The organism is Hansschlegelia sp. (assembly GCF_035538955.1).
GTDB lineage: Bacteria > Pseudomonadota > Alphaproteobacteria > Rhizobiales > Methylopilaceae > Methylopila.
Genome location: NZ_DATLJK010000008.1, coordinates 184,605 through 202,486, shown reverse-complemented (window position 1 = coordinate 202,486; position 17,882 = coordinate 184,605). Strand labels below are relative to the sequence as shown.

Here is a 17,882-nt window from a genome sequence, read left to right as displayed (position 1 = left end):
AGACCTGAGACGCTCAGCCGAGCGAGAGGCTGAGCTGCGCCGGGGCCGTTTCGGGCTCCGGCAGCAGGTCGAGTCGGGGCGCCGCGGTCCACAGAATCGCTGCCTGCACCGGCCGGTCCGGCCAGATCTGGCGCAGCAATTCGGCATAGGCGCCGAGCTGCGCCGCGTAGGACGCGGGCAGGGGCGCGTCGGGCGCAGGCGGCGCCCGGTCCGTCTTGTAGTCGACCACCAGCACCCGCTCCTCGCTGACCGAAAGCCGGTCGATCCGACCCGAGACCGGCCGTCCGTCAGACAGGCGGCCCACCACCGGGACCTCGCCGCGCCCGCCGGGGGCGAACACCTCCGCGAAAGCGGCGTCGGCCAGCACCGCAAGCGCCGCGCGGACGATTTCGTCGCGCGTTTCGTCTTCAAGAACGCCCGCCGCCGTCGCGACGATGCGGGCCGCGACCTCCGGCCGGCGCTCGGGATCGACGTCCGGCAGCGCCTTGAGCAGACGATGGAGCAGGACGCCGCGCAGTCGGGCGGCGTCCGCGCTCGGGCCCGGAACGAAGGCCGGCGACTCGCTGTCGTCCGCGACCAGCGCGGAGGGCGACAGCGGCGGTCCCGGCGCCGCCTCATACGGCGCCGCTTCGGCGAGCCAGGCGGGGGCGGGCTCGGGCGCCGCGCGCTCCGCCGCCGGAGCCAGAGCCGCCGCGCTCTCCTCGCCGGATTTCAGGCGCAGCAGCACGGCGCCATCCCCGGCGTCGAGCCGCTCGACATCGTCCGCCCCGGCGAGGCCGTCGCAGACCAGGTCGTACCAGGCGCCGTCTGGGCGTTTGCGCGACGTCTCGTGGCCGCAGACGATCAGCCGGTCCTTGGCGCGCGTCATCGCGACATAGAGCAGCCGCCGGTGCTCGGCCTCGGCGCGGGCGGCCACGACCGCGCGGGCGGAAGCGAGCGCCGGAGGATCGTCGTCCTTGCGGCCGGCCCATACGGGGATCTCCGGCGCGTCCCGGCCCGCATGCGGGCGCGGCAGCATGATGAGCGGGGAGCCGCGCCCGGCGGAGGCGCCGCCGCACGTGTCGGCGAGGATCACCAGCCCCGCCTCGAGCCCCTTGGCGCCGTGCACGGTCATCACCCGCACCTCGCCCGACGAGACGTCGAGGTCGCGCTTGATCTCGGCCGGAGCCGCCCGCATCCAGCGCAGGAAGCCCGCGAGCGTCGGGGGATGCGAACGGCCGAACTCGGCGGCGAGGTCCAGAAAGGCGTCTAGCGGATCATCGACCTCATGGCCGAGCCGCGCCCGATAGGCGCGCCGCGCGCCTGCGCTCGACAGCAGATGGGAGAAGAAGCCAAACGGCGTCCTCGTCCGCGCCTCGGCCTCATAGGCGCGATAGGCTTCGTAGGCCGCCCTCGCGCGCGCCGGCCCGTCGCGCAACGCCTCCAGCAGCCGCCCCGGCCGACGCGGCGCGACCTCGAGCAGGTCGCTGTCGTCGAGCCCGAACAGCGGGCTTTTGAGCGCGCAGGCGAGCGCGAGATCGTCGTCCGGCGTGACCAGCGCGTCGCCGAGTGCAAGCAGGTCCATCACCGCGATGTGCTCGCCGACGATCAGCCGGTCCGCGCCCGCGACCGGAACGCCGCGCGCCTTGAGCGCGCGCAGGATCGCCTCGAACAGCGCTTTGCGCTGGCGGACGAGGATGAGAATCTCCCCGAAGGGCGTCCCGTCCTCGCGGTGGGCGCGCGCGATCTCCTCCGCGATCTTCTGCGCGAGCCGCACCACGGCGCTTTGCGGGTTCACCCGGTCGAAGGGCGCGTCCCACGCCTCCTCGGCGAACACGGCCTTCTCTGCGGTGACGATCGGCCAGGCCTCCACCGAACCCGGCGCGTTCAGCCGCGTCGTGAAGTGCACCGTGCCGACGGCCTCGTCGGTGGACAGGCCCTGATGCGCGGCAGGGCGCGCGAACACGGCGTCGACGCCTTTCAGCACGGCGGCCGTCGAGCGGAAGCTCTCCTGCAGCCGGACGTCCTCGAACGCCTTCTCGACCGTCTGGTGCGCCGCCTGATAGGCGCGACGGGTGGAGCCGAAGGCCGCGGGCTCGGCGCCCTGGAAGCCGAAGATCGACTGCTTCTCGTCGCCCACTGCGAACACCGTGCGGTGCGACGGACGCGCGCTCGCGCCAGCGAGGAAATCCTCGGTCAGGCGCTGCACGATGTCCCACTGCGCGGGCGACGTGTCCTGCGCCTCGTCGACCAGGATGTGGTCGAGCCCGCCGTCGAGCTTGAACAGAACCCAGGCGGCGTCCGTGCGGGAGAGCAGGGCGCGGGCGCGCGAGATCAGGTCGTCATAGTCGAGCAGGCCCCGTGCGGCCTTGGCGCGGCCATAGGCTTCGATCGCGGCGTCCGCCAGCGTCAACAGCGCGTGCGTCCGCTCGACGATCGCAGCCGCCTTGAGCCGCGGTAGCAGGCTTGCGAGCCGCGCCATCTCGGCGTCGAGCGCGGCGGCGAGCGTCGGCCGCGCCTTGCGGGTCGCGGCGGTGACGAAGCGGCTCTGGGCGCGCACGCCGCCGGACGAGGTCGTGAACACGCAGAGATAGGCCGCGCGGCGGCCCGCCTCGTCGCGCGCGGCCGAGGCTGCCGAGAAGGCTGCGGCGAGGTCGCAGTCGGTTTTGGAGCCGGTCGCGAGCTCCGCCGCGAGCGCCGGCCATTCCGAGGCCGCTATGCCGTCGCCGAGGATGGCGGCCTCAAGCGCCGCCTCGGTGTCCGCGGGCCCCAGCGAGAACATCGACCGCAGCTCGCGCGCCGCGCCCGCAGCGTCTCCGACGCCGCCGGGGCCGGTGAACAGCTTGCGGATCACGTCCCGCTCCGCCACGGCGTCGGACAGCGCGTCGTCGATCGTCTGCTCCCCGAACCGGGCCACCAGGTAGCTGAGCGCCCGCCCGACCGGTCCGTCCGGCCGCCGCGCGGCCTGGCCCAGCACCTGCGCGCGCGCCTCCGCCATCAGCTCGGCCTGATCGCGGTCGTCGAGCTCCGCGAAGCCGGCCGGCACGTTCGCCTCGAACGGGAACTGGTGCAGCAGCCGGCCGCAGAAGGCGTGGATCGTGTAGATCTTGAGGCCGCCGGGGGTTTCGAGCGCGCGCGCGAACAGCTTGCGGGCGAGGGCGAGGCGCGCCGCGTCCGGCGGCTGGCCCTCGAGCGCGCCGATCTCCGCCGCGAGCGCGGCGTCGGAGGCGGTCGCCCAGCCGCGCAGCCGCTCGACCACGCGGTTCTGCATGTTGGCCGCCGCCGCCTTGGTGAAGGTCAGGCACAGGATGCGCGACGGCTCCGCGCCGGCGAGCAGCAGCCGGACGACACGCTGCACCAGCACGTAGGTCTTGCCCGAGCCGGCGTTGGCCGAGACCCAGGCGGACCTGCGCGGATCCGAGGCCGCGGCCTGCCGGGTCAGGGTTTCGGCGCTCGGACCGCTCATTCGCCGTAGCCCTCCGAGGCGCCGCCGGTCGCGGACCATTCCTTCACGCGGGCGAGGTGGCCGTAAGGCCCTTCCGGCCGGGCGAGGAACTTGGGATGCGACAGCGAGCGATAGGGCTCGTCCGGGTTCTCGAAGCGGTCCACCACCTGACGGAAGCGCTCGAGCGCCGTGGCGGCGATCTCGTCGGGCGCCTCGGTCTCGCCGCGGATCTCCACCAGCTCGCCGGCAGGGTCGCGGCCGATCAGCTTCACGAAGGCGAGCTCGCTCACCGTCGCGCCCTTGGCGGCGGCGTCCGCGAAGCCGCCTTCCTGAAGGATCGCGCCCTCCAGCGGCAGCTGCGGCGCGAAGCCCGCGAGCGCCTGCTTCAGGCCCGGGACCGCGCCGGTCTTGTAGTCGAGGAAGGCGAACGTGCCGTCCGTCAGCGCGTCGATGTGGTCCGCCCGGGCGCTCAGCCTGAAGCTCCGGCCGGCGACGGTCTCGAAGTGGATCTCGCCGCGTTTCTCGACATGGGACGTCTCGACCCTCTCGGCCCGGCCGCGGTGGAAGGCGAGCGTCCAGTCGGCGATCCGCTCGAAGCGCGGCCACCACAGCGTTCTGGCGTCCTCCCGCTCGAGGAGCGCTCCGAAGGCCTCGCGCCCGAAGGCCAGCAGCCTTTCGCGGGCGTCGGCCGCGTTGAGCGCGACGCCGGCCTTGGCGAAGCGCTCCAGCGCGCCGTGGATCGCGTTGCCGAGATCGGCCGCGTTCGGCTCCGGTCCGACGGCGCCGAGCTCCTCAAGATCGAGGATGTAGCGGGCGTAAATCGCATAAGGGTCGCGCAGCCAGGTCTCCACCGAGGTGACGCTCATGCGGCTCGGCCTGAGCTCGAGCGGCGGCCGCGGCTCGGGCGGCCGCGGCGCGGGCTCGCGCTCCGCGTGGCCAAGCTGTTCCGCGAGCGTGACCAGCCGGCGCCCGCGTTCGAGCGCCGCCTGATGGGCCGGGCCGGCCGCCACCGCGGCGATGCGCTGCAGCCAGCGCGAGGGAATCGTCGGCGCGCCGCCGACCTTGGCGGCGCGGGTGAGCACGACCTCCTCGGCGCCGAGGCCTTGCGAGAAATCGTGAGCCGAAAGGCCGATGCGGCGCTCCGGAGGCGCCAGGCCGAGCAGCGCGCGCAACGGCCGGTTGATCCACGGGTCCGCCTGCGGCACCGGCGGCCACACGCCCTCATTCAGGCCGCCGAGCACCACGCGGTCGAAGCGCAGCAGGCGGGCTTCGAGCGGTCCTAGGATGCGCAGCCGCGGATGCCGGTCCCGGGGAGGGCGCACGACGCGTCCCGCCATCAGCGCGTCGAGCACGCCCGGAAAAGCCCCGGGCGCGAGCGGGTCAGCCGCGGCCGCGGCGTCGGCAAGCTCTTCGAGGAAGCCCGCGACAGCCGCGTGGTCCTCGCTTTCGGCGCCTTCCGATAGCGCTCCATAGGCGTGGCCGAGCGCCCGGACGAGCGCGTCGAGCGGAACGGCCCGCTCCGCCGCCAGCGACGCCAGCGGCTCGAGCGCCGCCGCGAGCCGCTCCACCAGCGCCGCGGCCTCTGTCCTGTCCGCGGAACCGAACCGCTCGGGGATGGCGCTGCGGGGGTTGGATGGCGCCGCGACGCCGGCCCGCAGACCATCCAGGCCCGCGCCCGGCAGCGGCGCGCGCAGCACGCAAGAGTCGAGGAAGTCGAGCGCGCGCGGCGCGAGGCCGGCGGCGGAGGCGAGCCGGGAGGCGGGGGCGCGCAGCAGCGTCAGGATCGCCTCTGGCCGGGGGTCGAGGGCGGTCTCGGCCGCGAGCCGGAGCAGCGCGCCAGCGGGCGTGCAGGCGAGCGCCGCCCCCGCGCTGTCGTCGATCGTGACGCCCCAGCGTTCAAGCTCGCCGGCGACCCGCGCCGCGAGATCGCGGTCGGGCGTCACCAGCGCGGCGGTCTTGCCCGGGACCGCCAGCGCCTCGCGCAGCGCGATCGCGATCGCCGCCGCCTCGCCGCGCAGATGCGGCGCCTCGACGATCGTGACGCCCGCGAGCGCAGCCTCGGTGTCGGCCGCGGACCGGCCGCTGTTCGCCCAGAGATCAGTGGTCTCGGCCGGCCGCAGGGCATCGGCGACGAGCCTCGCGCGGGCCCGAAGCGCAGGCTTCTCCGCGCCGAGCGTCCGCACCGCGCGCCGGGCGAGGCCGAGCGCCTCGACGAGCCGCGCGAGGCCTCGCTGGGGGTGTCCGTAGAGTCCCGGCCCATCGCCGGAGAGCAGGGTGGCCCAGCCGGCCTCGTCGAGGCCGTCGGTGTCGAGGCCGGGCAGCACGACCGCCCCCAGCGGGTGGCGGGCGATCGACGCGATCAGCCGACGGGTCGCGGGCGCGGTGCCGGTCGAGCCGGCTGCGATCACCGGGGCCGCGCCGTCGGCGACGCGACGCGCGGCGGCGTCGAGCTGCAGCCGCCGCCTGCGGCTCGGGTCGAGCCGCCCGCGCTCCCCGACATGGTCGGGCCAGGCGGCGAGCGCGACCTGGAGGAAGGACTGGGTGATGGCCCAGTAGCGGTCATGCTCGCCGGGCACCAGCTGCGACAGGCCGGCGAGGTCGATCTCCTCGGTCTCGACGGCGTCAATCAACGTCTCGACGTCGCCCGCGAGGTGGATGGCGTCCGCGGCGGTCGCGGGGATCAGCGGGCCGTCATCCGCGGCTAGCGACAGGACCGACCGGTCGAGCGCCTCGGCGAAGCGCAGCACCAGCTTCGCCAGCACGAGCCGCCGCTCGAGCGGCGCGGCAGCCGGCGGCAGCTCGGCCTCTTGCGCGTCGAGCGGCTCGGCGAGGCTGAGATCCTCGTCCACGTCGCCAAGCGGCGCGATACGCGGCAGCAGGGTCGCGCGCCCGTCGAGCTCGGCCAGGAAGGCGTCGCGCAGCGCGCGCGCCGAGCGCCGGCTCGGCAGGAAGATCGTCGCGCCGGCGAGCGCGATCGGGTCGTTCCGCGGCGCGAAACCGGGAATCAGCTCACCGTCGAGCAAGCCCCGCGCGAGCGTCGGCAGGAACGCCGCGCCGGCCGGGATCGTGCGGACGTTTGGATCGCGAGAATCGGCCATTGGGCGCAGAATAGCGCGCCCAGCCGCAGCGGGTCAGGGGAAGCTCAGGCGGCCGAGAGCGCGATCGCCTGCTCGGCCTCGGTGATCGCCTCCGGCGTGCCGACATGCAGCCACAGCCCGTCGAGCCGCAGCCCGAACAGCCGGTCGCGCGCGATCGCCGCGTCCCAAAGCCGGTTCAGCGAGAACGGCCCGTCGGGCGCGTCCGCGAAGGCCGAGCGCGGCATCACGGCCGCGCCCGCATAGACGAAGGGCGCCACCTGCCGCTCCGGCCGCCGCTTGAGCCGACCGTCGGAGGCGAAGCTGAAATCGCCCGCGCCGTCGAACCCGACGCTGCCGGTAAGCGCCGCCACCAGTAGCAGCGCGTCCATCTCGGCGGGGTCCCACTGCGCCATCAGGCGCTTCAGGTTCGAGCTCGCGCCGTCGACCCAGAAGGTGTCGGCGTTGAGGATCAGAAACGCCTCGCCGTGGAGCAGCGGCAGCGCCTTCACGACTCCGCCGCCGGAATCGAGCAGCCGCGCGCGCTCGTCCGAGATCGCGATTTTCGGCGCCCGGCGGGCGGCGAGATGGGCCTCGACCTGCCCGGCGTGGTGATGGACGTTGACCACCGCGCGCTCGACGCCGGCGCGCGCCAGGCCGTCGAGCGCATGGTCGAGCAGCGTCCGGCCCCCGACCCTGACGAGCGGTTTTGGCAGCGTGTCGGTGATCGGCCGCATGCGCGTGCCGAGCCCGGCGGCGAGCACCATCGCGTCCGTGACGCCGGTCACGCCGCGTCCTCCGCGACCCCCAGATGGGCCTGGTACCAGGCGGCGAGCTCGGCGAGGTCGGGATGCGCGAGGTTCGTCGCCAGCGCCCGGCGCACGCGCGGCAGGTTCTTCAGATAGCCGGGCTTGCCGTCGCGCTTGGCGAGGCGGACGAAGATGCCGAGAATCTTGGTCGCGCGCTGCGCTCCCATCGTGGCGTAGGCGCGGGCGAATTGGCGCGGCTCGAAAGCCGGATCGGCGGCGCGACGGCCTGCCAGATAGCGGGCGGCGAGCGTCATCTCGAGCTGCTCGGGCATGTCGACGCGCGCGTCCTGCAGCAGCGAGACCACGTCATAGGCCGGCGGCCCCAGCACCATGTCCTGGAAGTCGAGCAGGCCAAGGCGCCTCAGGCCCTCGCGGTCCGGCCGCCAGGTCAGGTTCGGCGAGTGGTAGTCGCGCAGCGTCCAGGTCAGCGGCTCCGAAAGCACCGGCTGCAAAGCCGCAGCCCAGAGTTCGCGGAACGCCTGCCGGGCCTCCGGCTCCGGCGCGAAGCCCGCGACATGCGGCAGATACCACTCGTTCAGCAGGTCGCTCTCGGCGAGGAAGGCCGACAGGTCGTAGAAGGGCGGCCGGTAGAGCTCCTTGCCGACCGGCAGCTCCGTCGGCAGCGGCCGGCAGTGCAGGTCGGCGAGCAGGTCTACGGCGGCCTCGTAGCGGCCCGGTATCGGCGAATCGAGCGCCACCACCGGCTCGACGCCGAGGTCCTCGACCAGCAGGAACCCGGTCTTGATGTCCGAGGCGTAGATCTCCGGCGCGGCGTAGCCGAGCGCCCTCAGGCCGTTCGCCACCGCCACGAAGGGCCGCACGTCGGTCGCGAGCTTGGCGAGCTGCGCATAAGTCTTGCCGTCGCGGACGATCGGCCCCGGCGCGCGGGGCGGCGAGTCCATCAGGATGGCCGTGCGGCCGTCGAGCGTCAGGCGCTCATAGAGCCGGCTCGAGGCGTCGCCCTGGATGTGGTCGTGCGCGGCGGGGGCCCAGCCGGCGCTTTCGAGAAATTTCTGGCTGTCGCGCAGCCGCGCCAGCCGCGGCGCGAAGCTGCCGCGGCCGGTCAGCCGCGCCCGGCGCGCATTCGGATCAGGGCCGAGGTCGAGCTCGAGATCGAGCCTGTCGGGCGGCGGCTCGGCGCCCAGCCTGTCGGGCCACTCGACCAGCACGATCGCGTCCTCGCCGGCCTCCTCCCAGCCGAGCTCGTCGAGCTCCTCGGGGCCGGACAGCCGATACAGATCGGCGTGCACGATAACGCCACGCGGCAGATCGTAAATCTGCAGCAGCGTGAAGGTCGGACTCGGAGCCTCGAGCTCGGGATCGCCGGCGCGTGCCCGCACCAGCGCCCGCGCGAAGGTGGTCTTGCCGGCGCCGAGCTCGCCCGAAAGCGTCATCAGGTCGCCCGGCCTGAGAGCCCGGGCGACGACCGCGGCGAGCGCGGCGGTGGCCGCCTCGTCGGCGAGCGCGACATCCCAGCGCGCCTCGCCGAGGGTCTCGGGCTGAAGGGCGGTCTTGGTGCGCGCGGCGGGACCTCTCATTCGGCGGCCTCGGAGTTCATGGCGCGAAGCGGGAAGCGACAGGTCACCACCGTGCCTTCTCCGATCCTGGAGTCCAGCGAAACCGATCCGCCGTGCAGCTCCACGAAGGAGCGCACGATCGAAAGGCCGAGCCCGACGCCGCGGTGGGCCGCGCCCGCCGTGCGGCTTTCAAACCGGTCGAACACCTTGTCGGCGAGCTCCGGCGAGATGCCGCTGCCCTTGTCGGCGACCCTGAAGATCATCGCGTCCTGCGTGCGCTCGGCGCTCACCCTGATGGCGTGTCCGGGCTTCGAGAATCCGATCGCGTTGGCGAGCAGGTTGAACAGGATCTGGCGGACGCGCTTGCCGTCCGCCACGAAGGTTCCGACGCTCGGCGGCGCGTCGATCTCTAGCCCGAGACCGGCCTCCGCCAGCCGGTCGCGCACGCCCTCGACCGCGCCGTCGATCGCCTCGCGGGCGCTGACGGGGCCGAGTTCCAGCTCCATCGCGCCAGCGTCGATCGTGGTGAGGTCGAGGATGTCGTTGATGATCGCCAGCAGCGCCGAGGAGGACGACAGAATGTGGTCGACATATTCGCGCTGCTTGGGGCTGAGCGCGCCGAGCCGCGGGTCGCCGAGCAACTGCCCGAAACCGATGATGTTGGTGAGCGGCGACCGCAGCTCGTAGGAGACGTGGCTGGTGAAGTCCGCCTTGAGGCGGGCCGCGGCCTCGACCGCCTCCGCCCGATCGCGCAGCGCGCGCTCGACGTTCACCCGCGCCGTCACGTCGGTGAAGGTGGCGAGCGTGCCGCCGTCCGGCAGCGGGAGCGTCACGACGTCGATCACCGCGCCCTCGGCGCGATCGATGCGCGCCGTCAGCGGCTGGCGCTCGTCCGGCATCGCGGTCATCGCCATCTTGAGCCGGCGCCAGAGCTCGGCGTCGGCGTGGCGGGCGCCGCAGGCCGTCAGGATCTGGTCGGCGTGCGGCCGTTCGGCGAGTTCTTCTTCCGTCAGGTCCCACAGCGCCTGAAACGCCGGGTTGTGCAGCCGCAGCCGTCCGTCCGAGCCGAACACCGCGACCGCTTCCTGCAGATGGTCGATGGTCTCGCGCTGCACCTTCGAAAGCGCGTTGAACCGGCTTTCGAGCGCCAGCCGCTCGGTGACGTCATCGAACAGATAGGTGACGCCGCCACGCGGATTGGGCGCCGCCACCACGCGAAGCGTGCGGCCGTCCGGCAGGTGCCACCAGTGCTCGCGCGCCTCGATCGCCCGGTAGGCCTCGTGAAGCTGCGCCTTCCAGGTGCGGAAGTCCGCCTGCTCGGGCAGTTTGCGGTCCGCCCGCAGCCGGTCGAGGATCACGGCGTCGCTCGGAGACGTCTCCAGGAAGGCCGGGTCGAGCGACCAGAGCTGGCGGTAGGCCTGGTTGTGGAACACCAGAGCGCCATCCGACCCGAAGATCGCGACCGCGGTGGTGAGTTCGTCGAGCGTGCGGCGGTGAGCGTCCATCTGGCGGGAGAGATCGGCGCGCACATCCTCGAGCTCCGACACGTCGGTCGCGATCGCGGCTGAGCCGAACGCGGCCGGCGCCTCGACCACGTCGAAGATGCGCCGCGCGCCCGCGAACACAGCCGGGGCGCGTTTTCGGAAGACGTGGCCGGCGTCGTTGGCGCGGCGCGCCGCCGCCCGCTCGCCCTGGTCGAGGAACTCGGCGCCGCGCTCGACCGCGCTGCGGCCGTCGGACGCCTCGACGGCCCGGCCATAGGCCTCGTTGGCGTAGATCAGCCGGCCATTCTGGTCACGCAGCCACACCGGGTGCACCAACGCCTCGGCGAGCGCCGTGAAGCGGCCAAGCGAGGCCTGCAGCTCGGCGTTTCGAGCGTCGGTCTCGGCGCGCGCCAGCCGCTCGCCCGTGACGTCGCGCAGCCGCAGCATCACGGCCGAGCCGATCGCGCGGCCGTCTGCCTCGATATGCGCGCCCCTCAGCGTGCGCAGCATCAGGCGGAGCGGCTCCCCGCGACGGCGCAAGGCCTCCACGCCGGCCTCGATGAGCCGGGCCGAAGAGGCGTCGAGCCAGGTTCCGAAGGCGAGCAGCCGGGTTCCGGTCGGGGCGCCCGGCAGACGCGAAGCGTCGCCGACGATCTCCGGATCCTGCGCGCCGGCGCGCCAGATCACGATCGCCTGGACGTCGGCGGCGGCGAGCACTTCGGCGAGGTCGAGGCGGGCGCGCAGGCCGCCGATGGTCGCCTCGGCGGCGGCGCGCGTCTCTGCGATCCGCCGGCGAGCGCGGACCAGCAGCACGGAGCTCACCACTGCGGCGAGCACGGAGCCGGCGAACAGCGCGAGCGCGGCCGTCTCCGGCGCGCCGAGCGCCGCGGCTTGCGCCGGGCCTGGAATCAGAGCGCCGACGGCTGCTGCTGCGGCCGTCGGAAGAGCGGCGCGTGGCCGTTCGGACATGTGGCGAAGCCCCCGACGACGACGGGAGAGCTTCTGGCTCCCGCCTTCAGGCGCCTCGCCCCCGAGGGCGCCCGTCCCGAATCATCCTGAAGTTAGCCGAGGCCAAGGCCCCGCCCCAAGAGTCCGGAACGGGAACGGACAGCGAAAAACGCCGCCCGTGGCGCCTCAGTACCGGTAGGTCTCGGGCTTGAACGGCCCGGCCTGCGGCACGCCGATATATTTCGACTGCTTGTCGGACAGCTTCGAGAGCTTGACGCCGATCTTCTCCAGGTGGAGCGCGGCGACCTTCTCGTCGAGGGTCTTGGGCAGCACGTAGACCTGCTTGCCGTACTTGCCGTCCTTGTTGTTCGCCCAGAGCTCGATCTGCGCGAGCGTCTGGTTGGTGAACGACGCGGACATCACGAAGGACGGGTGGCCGGTCGCGTTGCCGAGATTCACCAGGCGGCCCTCGGACAGCACGATGATGCGCTTGCCGTCAGGGAACTCGACCTCGTCGACCTGCGGCTTGATGTTGTCCCACTTGAAGTTCTTCAGCGCGCCGATCTGAATCTCGCTGTCGAAGTGGCCGATGTTGCAGACGATCGCCCGGTCCTTCATGGCGCGCATGTGGTCGACGGTGATGACGTCGACATTGCCGGTCGCGGTGACGAAGATGTCCGCGCGCTTGGTCGCCTCTTCCATGGTGACGACCTCGTAGCCCTCCATCGCCGCCTGCAGCGCGCAGATCGGGTCGACCTCGGACACCATCACGCGGCAGCCGGCCTGGCGCAGCGAGGCGGCGGAGCCCTTGCCGACGTCGCCGAAGCCCGCGACCATCGCGACCTTGCCGGACATCATGACGTCGGTGCCGCGGCGGATCGCGTCGACCAGCGACTCACGGCAGCCGTAGAGGTTGTCGAACTTCGACTTGGTGACCGAGTCGTTGACGTTGATCGCCGGGAACAGCAGCTCGCCCTTCTTGGCGAACTCGTAGAGCCGGTGGACGCCGGTGGTGGTCTCCTCGGTCACGCCCTTAATGGCGTCGGCGTTCTTCGTGTACCAGCCCGGCGAAGACTTCAGGCGCTTCTTGATCGCGGCGAAGAGGATCTCCTCCTCCTCATTGGTCGCGCCTTCCAGGAAGGCGACGTCGCCGCCCTCGGCGCGCTTGCCGAGGTGGAGCAGGAGCGTGGCGTCGCCGCCATCGTCCAGGATCATGTTCGGGGTGCCGCCGTCGGCCCACTCGAAGATGCGGTGGGTGTACTCCCAGTACTCCTCGAGCGTCTCGCCCTTGACGGCGAACACCGGGGTGCCGGAGGCCGCGATCGCGGCGGCGGCGTGGTCCTGCGTCGAATAGATGTTGCACGACGCCCAACGGACGTCGGCGCCGAGCGCCTTGAGCGTCTCGATCAGCATCGCGGTCTGGATGGTCATGTGCAGCGAGCCGGCGATCCGGGCGCCCTTGAGCGGCTGCGACGGTCCGAACTCCTTGCGGCAAGCCATCAGGCCCGGCATCTCGGTCTCGGCGATCGCCAGCTCCTTGCGACCCCAATCAGCGAGAGAGATGTCTTTGACGACGTAATCGGGCTGGCTCATGCGGGGGATCCTTGCATCTAGGAGGCGCGCGTCAGCGCGCGCGGGCGCTCACGTTCGCCGCCGTCCGTAGCACGTCGCCGGACAGGGTTCAATAAAGACATAAAGAAGTCTTTATGTCGCGTCGGACGGGCAAACGGACGCGCGCGTCCGACGTTCCGGAGACGTTGAGCGGGGAGAGGAGGTGAGCGGGCGGCGCCCGCGGGTCACTCGCCGGGAGCGGCGTAGGCGAGGAGCGTCGGGAAGGCGACCAGGGCGCGCTGCTCGGCGGTGCGCACCACGGCGGCGCGCATCGAGGCGGTCACGAAGCCGTTCGCCCCATAGGCGAGGGCGTTCGCGTCGGCCGCCCCGAAATCCACGAACGCCAGGGCGACGCGGCGGTCCACGGGGCCGCTGGCGGCAGGCGTCGCAGCGGCGTCCGCCTCAAGCGGCGGCCGGGACAGACGCTCCTTGTCCGCGCGGACGGCGGCGGCGACGACTTCCGGCTGGAGGCTCGGATTGGAGGCAGGCGTCTCGAAGCCTGACGTGTCGAGTTCGCCGACCCGGATGGTCAGCAGCGCGGCGCGAAAGTCGCCGGCGAGCGCCGTAGGCGCGGCAGGCATGGCCGGGAACGGCGCGGGCGCAGGTCCCGCGTGGGCGGCCGCAGCGAAACCCGCCGCAGCGACGCAGATCAAAACCCGGTGAGAACGGCGAATCCGCCGAGCCATGCTCATACACAACCGATAGGTGATCCTCGCCGCGGAGCCGAGCACGAAATGCCGGGCCGAGGCGGTTCGTCGCACCCGTGGCATTTGGGCCGCACTGTGGCGAAAGCCGGGCCGCCGTGGGTCGGCGGATCTGCACGATGACATTTCGCCTTCGCATACCCATGTGATGCGCGAGGCGTATTTCACGCCCCGAAGGCGCAATGCGCCTGAAACGGATTGGAACATGACCGCTCGATCGTCTCGCCGCCTTGCCGCCATCGCGCTTGCGACCCTCGTCGCCGGAGCGGCGTTCGCGCCGCTCGACGCCGACGCGCGGGCGGGTCGGAGCGGGAGCTTCGGCAGCCGCGGCACGCGGACGTTCTCCGCGCCGCCTCCGACGGCCACGATGCCGGGCGCCGCGCCCATCCAGCGCTCGATCACCCAGCCGGGTCCGTCTATTGGAGCGCAGGCGCCTCTCCAGCAAGCGCCGCGCCGCGGCCTGTTCGGCGGCGGTCTCGGGGCGGGGCTGCTCGGCGGCTTCCTGGGCGCTGGTCTGTTCGGCATGCTGTTCGGCCATGGCCTGCTTGGCGGCCTCGGCTCGATGTCGTCTCTGTTCGGGCTGCTGCTGCAGGTCGGCCTGATCTTCCTAGCGGTGCGCTTCATCATGGGCTGGTTCGCGCGGCGCAACGGCCAGCAGCCGGCTGCGATCGGTCCCGCCGGCTATCGGTTCGACCCGCCCGAGGAGAGCCCGCGCAGCGCTTTCGGCGGGGGGTTCGGCGGCTCGGCCGCCGGCGCTTCGCAGCCGGTGACGCTGGAGAAGTCGGATTTCGACGCGTTCGAGCGGCTTCTCGGCGAGGTGCAGCGCGCCTGGTCCGATCAGGACATCAGCCGCATGCGGTCGCTCGCCACGCCCGAGATGGTGGAGGTGTTCGCCGAGGACGTCGCGCAGGACGCGAGCCGCGGCGTGATCAACCGCGTCTCCGACGTGAAGCTGCTGCAGGGCGACCTGGCGGAGGCTTGGCGCGAGAACGGCCGCGACTACGCGACCGTCGCGATGCGCTACCAGCTGAAGGACTGGACCGAGGATCTGGAAAGCGGACGGGTGGTGGACGGCGACCCGAACGTCCCGACCGAGGCGGTCGAGCTGTGGACCTTCGTGCGGGCCAATGGCGGTCGCTGGCTGCTCTCGGCGATCCAGCAGTCCGCCTGACGCAAAACCGGCGGGGAGGCGCTATTCCTCCTCGCCGAACCTGCTTTCGACCAGATGAGTCAGGGCGTTGAGCGCGGCTTCCGCGTCTGCGCCCTCGACCTCGACATGGATGGTGGTGCCGGGACCGGCCGCCAGCATCATGAGGCCCATGATCGAGGTGCCGCCGACCGTCTCGCCGGCGCGGCTGACACGCACAGAAGCCTCGAACTTCTCCACGGTCTGAACGAATTTGGCGGACGCGCGAGCATGAAGCCCGCGCTTGTTCACGATCGCAAGCTCGCGAGAGACGCTTTCACACGAGTCCACGAGCGTCTCCGCCTCCACGCGACGATCATTTGCCGGAGAGCACGCGGCTCGCGACGTTGATATATTTGCGCCCCGCCTCCTGAGCCTGGACGACCGCCGCGTCAAGCGGAAGATCGGAGCGTACGCTGGCGAGCTTGATCAGCATCGGCAGGTTTATGCCGGCGATCACCTCGACCTTCCGCCCATCCATGCACGATATCGCGAGGTTGGACGGGGTGCCGCCGAACATGTCTGTCAGCACCGCGACTCCATCGCCGGTATCGACGTCTCGGACCGCGGCGAGGATGTCCCCGCGGCGCAACTCCATATCGTCTTCCGGGTCGATGGTGATCGTCGCGATCTGTTGCTGAGGACCCACGACGTGCTCGAGCGCGGAGCGGAACTCACAGGCGAGACGACCGTGTGTCACAAGGACGAGGCCTATCATGCAGTCTCTGCGCAAAACTCATTGCGCTCCGGGTCGGGGCTGGCGGCCATAGGCCGTCCGGTCCGTTTGACAGGCGCGTGCGGCGCCGAACGCATCATTTTTCCATGTTGCGGCGCGAACGCAAGCTCTGATCCGTAGTGAACGACCGACGACCAGTTGCGCGCCGCGAAAAGCGCGACCGCCGCCGCCTCGGGATCGCCGCGCCTCACCGCGATCCGCGGCAAGGGCGCGTCCAGCAGGCGCGTCGTTGCGGACTCCGGCTCGGGCATCCGCTCCGGCAGATCCTCGATATCGACCACGAACCTCACCACGCACGCCCTCAGCGTCGGGAGCCGGAACAGGCCGACGCCGCGCCGCTCGATCAGCCCCTTGAGAGCTTCCGGCGGTTCCGCGAGCACCCGGCCGCCCACGCGGCTGAGCCGCGTCCTGTCGTCCGCAACGAGCCGCCCGAACAGTCCCTGAGCCTCGGCCCGGTCGATCAGGGCCGCCGAAAGGCTCGACTTGCCCGCGCCTGAGGGGCCCCGGATCAGCACGCCCGCTTCGCCGACGACCACGCAGCTGGCGTGAATGGTGGCGGGGGCCATCATTTCATCGCCGCCGGCAGCCGCACGGCGAAGCGGGCGCCTGTCACCTTCGGTTCGCCCGCGACCGTCTTCATGCGGTTCTCCGCCTTGATCCGCCCGCCATGGGCTTCGACGATCTGTTTCGAGATCGAGAGGCCAAGGCCGGAGTTCTGCCCGAAGCCCTGTTCCGGTCGATCGGTGTAGAAGCGGTCGAAGATCTTGTCGATGGCGTCGGGCCGGACGCCGGGCCCGGTGTCGTCGACCAGGATCTCGACTGAATTGCGCACCCGCCGGCACGTCACCTTCACGACCGCTCCGTTCGGCGAGAATGAGCGCGCATTGTCGATCAGATTGGTGACCACCTGGGCGAGCCGCGAGTCGTGGCCGAGCACCAGATAGGCGTCGCGGCCCTGGGCGGCGTCCACGACCTTGAGTTCGACCGTTACGCCGTTCTCGCGCGGCGCGCCGTTCTGCATGTCGATGACCGTGGTCAGCAGCTTGACCATGTCGACCGGCTCGGCGTCCTGCCGCTGCAGTTCGGCGTCGAGCCGGCTCGCGTCGGAGATGTCGCTGATCAGCCGGTCGAGCCGCCGCACGTCGTGCTGGATGACGCCGAGCAGCCGCTCGCGAGACTCCTCGGTCTTGGCGAGCGGCAGCGTCTCGACGGCCGAGCGGAGCGAAGTCAGTGGGTTCTTGAGCTCGTGCGCGACGTCCGCCGCGAAGCGCTCGATCGCCTCGATGCGACCGTAGAGAGCGCTCGTCATATCGCGCAGCGCGCCTGACAGGTGGCCGATCTCGTCCGAGCGGTTGGTGAAGTCCGGGATTTCGGCGCGGTGCTTGTAGCGGTGGCGCACGCGCTCGGCGCCGTCGGCGAGCTTGCGCACCGGACCGGCGATCGTGCTCGCGAGCAGCAGCGAGAGCAGCAGCATCACGGCGGCCGCCACCAGAAAGACACGCATGATCGCGAACCGCTCGGCCTGCACGATCGCGTCGATGTCGCCCCCCTGGGTCGACAGCAGCAGCACGCCCGTCACCGCCCGGAAGCGCTGGATCGGCACCGCGACGGAGACGATGATTTCGCCGGCGTCATTCACCCGCACGATGCTTTGCGGGGAGCCGGAGAGCGCCTTCGTCACCTCGGGATAGCCCCGCCCATTGGCGGCCCCGAGCTCCGCGTAAAGCGGGAGGTCGGAGCGCCGCAGCCAACTCTTGACGGTCCGCCCGATCTGCTCGAGCAGTCCGGGCTCCTGGGTCCGGGGCGGGGGCAGGTCGAACCGCAGGATGTCGCCGCGGGCGTAGAGCGAGCGCGAGTCGAGCAGCAGCGCGCCGTCGCGGTCGTAGATCCGCGCTCGCGTCCGGGTCGGCGTCACCAGCCGGCGCAGCACCGGCGCGACGCGCTCCGGATTGATCGGAAACTCCAGGCTCTGCAGCCCCTCGTCGCCGGGCGAGGCGGTCTGTCCCGCCTGCAGCTCCAGCAGCTTGTCGGGGTCGACATAGAGCTGGTTGGTCTCGACGGTCGCCGAGGAGGCGATCGCGCCGGCGATGATCTCGCCCTGGATCAGCAGGCTCTGAACGCGGGCGTCAATCAGCCCGGCGCGGAACTGGTTGAGGTAGAGGATGCCCGAGACCAGCGCGACCAGGCCGGCCAGGTTGAGCACCACGATGCGGCGCGTGAGGCTGGAGAAGCCGAGGACGCGCAGCGCGCGGAGCCCGCGCACGACCTTGGCGCGCCATGGCTCGCGCTGGCCGGCGTCCTCATCTGCGTCGGTCTGGACGATCTCGTCCGCCCGCTCGGCTTCCACGCTCATGAGTGATGGACTGAGGCGCCGCGCGAGCCGCCGGCG

General features: G+C 71.8%; 12 protein-coding genes. 1 reads left to right on the top strand and 11 read right to left on the bottom strand.

Going from position 1 to position 17,882, the window contains the following annotated elements:
- Positions 1-13 precede the first annotated feature (13 nt).
- From addA to VM780_RS04135, 7 genes are all read right to left on the bottom strand, one after another.
- Positions 14-3,445 (bottom strand): double-strand break repair helicase AddA, encoded by a 3,432-nt coding sequence (gene addA / locus VM780_RS04165; protein ID WP_325445423.1) that lies wholly within the window; start codon positions 3,443-3,445, stop codon positions 14-16.
- Entirely contained in the window at positions 3,442-6,522 is a 3,081-nt protein-coding gene (gene addB / locus VM780_RS04160) for a double-strand break repair protein AddB (protein WP_325445421.1), read from the bottom strand. Before addB ends, addA begins: the two co-directional genes overlap by 4 nt.
- 44 nt (positions 6,523-6,566) lie before the next feature.
- Entirely contained in the window at positions 6,567-7,265 is a 699-nt protein-coding gene (locus tag VM780_RS04155; protein ID WP_325445580.1) for a nucleotidyltransferase family protein, read from the bottom strand.
- Positions 7,266-7,282: 17 nt separating this feature from the next.
- Positions 7,283-8,845, bottom strand: a complete 1,563-nt coding sequence (gene tsaE / locus VM780_RS04150; protein ID WP_325445418.1) for a tRNA (adenosine(37)-N6)-threonylcarbamoyltransferase complex ATPase subunit type 1 TsaE — start codon at positions 8,843-8,845, stop codon at positions 7,283-7,285.
- Positions 8,842-11,277 (bottom strand): PAS-domain containing protein, encoded by a 2,436-nt coding sequence (locus tag VM780_RS04145; RefSeq protein WP_325445416.1) that lies wholly within the window; start codon positions 11,275-11,277, stop codon positions 8,842-8,844. Before VM780_RS04145 ends, tsaE begins: the two co-directional genes overlap by 4 nt.
- A 165-nt stretch (positions 11,278-11,442) precedes the next feature.
- Complete coding sequence (gene ahcY / locus VM780_RS04140) at positions 11,443-12,849, bottom strand: adenosylhomocysteinase (RefSeq protein WP_325445414.1); 1,407 nt, start codon at positions 12,847-12,849, stop codon at positions 11,443-11,445.
- 203 nt (positions 12,850-13,052) lie between these two features.
- Positions 13,053-13,448, bottom strand: coding sequence for a hypothetical protein (locus tag VM780_RS04135; RefSeq protein WP_325445412.1), 396 nt, complete (start codon positions 13,446-13,448; stop codon positions 13,053-13,055).
- Positions 13,449-13,776: 328 nt separating this feature from the next.
- Between VM780_RS04135 and VM780_RS04130 the strand changes: the two genes are divergently transcribed.
- Entirely contained in the window at positions 13,777-14,742 is a 966-nt protein-coding gene (locus VM780_RS04130) for a Tim44 domain-containing protein (protein ID WP_325445410.1), read from the top strand.
- 21 nt (positions 14,743-14,763) lie between these two features.
- Here VM780_RS04130 and VM780_RS04125 read toward each other — a convergent pair whose 3' ends face one another.
- The 4 genes from VM780_RS04125 to VM780_RS04110 are packed head-to-tail and all read right to left on the bottom strand — an operon-like array spanning position 14,764 to position 17,846.
- The gene (locus VM780_RS04125; RefSeq protein ID WP_325445408.1) at positions 14,764-15,048 is read right to left on the bottom strand and encodes an HPr family phosphocarrier protein; all 285 of its coding nucleotides are present in this window, start codon (positions 15,046-15,048) and stop codon (positions 14,764-14,766) included.
- A gap of 25 nt (positions 15,049-15,073) precedes the next feature.
- Positions 15,074-15,475 (bottom strand): PTS sugar transporter subunit IIA, encoded by a 402-nt coding sequence (locus VM780_RS04120; RefSeq protein ID WP_325445406.1) that lies wholly within the window; start codon positions 15,473-15,475, stop codon positions 15,074-15,076.
- Entirely contained in the window at positions 15,472-16,062 is a 591-nt protein-coding gene (locus tag VM780_RS04115; RefSeq protein ID WP_325445404.1) for an HPr kinase/phosphatase C-terminal domain-containing protein, read from the bottom strand. The genes VM780_RS04120 and VM780_RS04115 overlap by 4 nt, the downstream gene beginning before the upstream one ends.
- Positions 16,059-17,846 (bottom strand): sensor histidine kinase, encoded by a 1,788-nt coding sequence (locus VM780_RS04110; RefSeq protein WP_325445402.1) that lies wholly within the window; start codon positions 17,844-17,846, stop codon positions 16,059-16,061. Before VM780_RS04110 ends, VM780_RS04115 begins: the two co-directional genes overlap by 4 nt.
- Positions 17,847-17,882 lie beyond the last annotated feature (36 nt).

Coding starts and splice junctions, on each gene's coding strand:
- addB (WP_325445421.1), bottom strand. CDS start 6,522: ATGGCCGATTCTCGCGATCCAAACGTCCGCACGATCCCGGCCGGCGCG.
- VM780_RS04155 (WP_325445580.1), bottom strand. CDS start 7,265: ATGGTGCTCGCCGCCGGGCTCGGCACGCGCATGCGGCCGATCACCGAC.
- VM780_RS04145 (WP_325445416.1), bottom strand. CDS start 11,277: ATGTCCGAACGGCCACGCGCCGCTCTTCCGACGGCCGCAGCAGCAGCC.
- VM780_RS04115 (WP_325445404.1), bottom strand. CDS start 16,062: ATGATGGCCCCCGCCACCATTCACGCCAGCTGCGTGGTCGTCGGCGAA.
- ahcY (WP_325445414.1), bottom strand. CDS start 12,849: ATGAGCCAGCCCGATTACGTCGTCAAAGACATCTCTCTCGCTGATTGG.
- VM780_RS04120 (WP_325445406.1), bottom strand. CDS start 15,475: ATGATAGGCCTCGTCCTTGTGACACACGGTCGTCTCGCCTGTGAGTTC.
- addA (WP_325445423.1), bottom strand. CDS start 3,445: ATGAGCGGTCCGAGCGCCGAAACCCTGACCCGGCAGGCCGCGGCCTCG.
- VM780_RS04130 (WP_325445410.1), top strand. CDS start 13,777: ATGACCGCTCGATCGTCTCGCCGCCTTGCCGCCATCGCGCTTGCGACC.
- VM780_RS04110 (WP_325445402.1), bottom strand. CDS start 17,846: ATGAGCGTGGAAGCCGAGCGGGCGGACGAGATCGTCCAGACCGACGCA.
- tsaE (WP_325445418.1), bottom strand. CDS start 8,845: ATGAGAGGTCCCGCCGCGCGCACCAAGACCGCCCTTCAGCCCGAGACC.
- VM780_RS04135 (WP_325445412.1), bottom strand. CDS start 13,448: ATGCCTGCCGCGCCTACGGCGCTCGCCGGCGACTTTCGCGCCGCGCTG.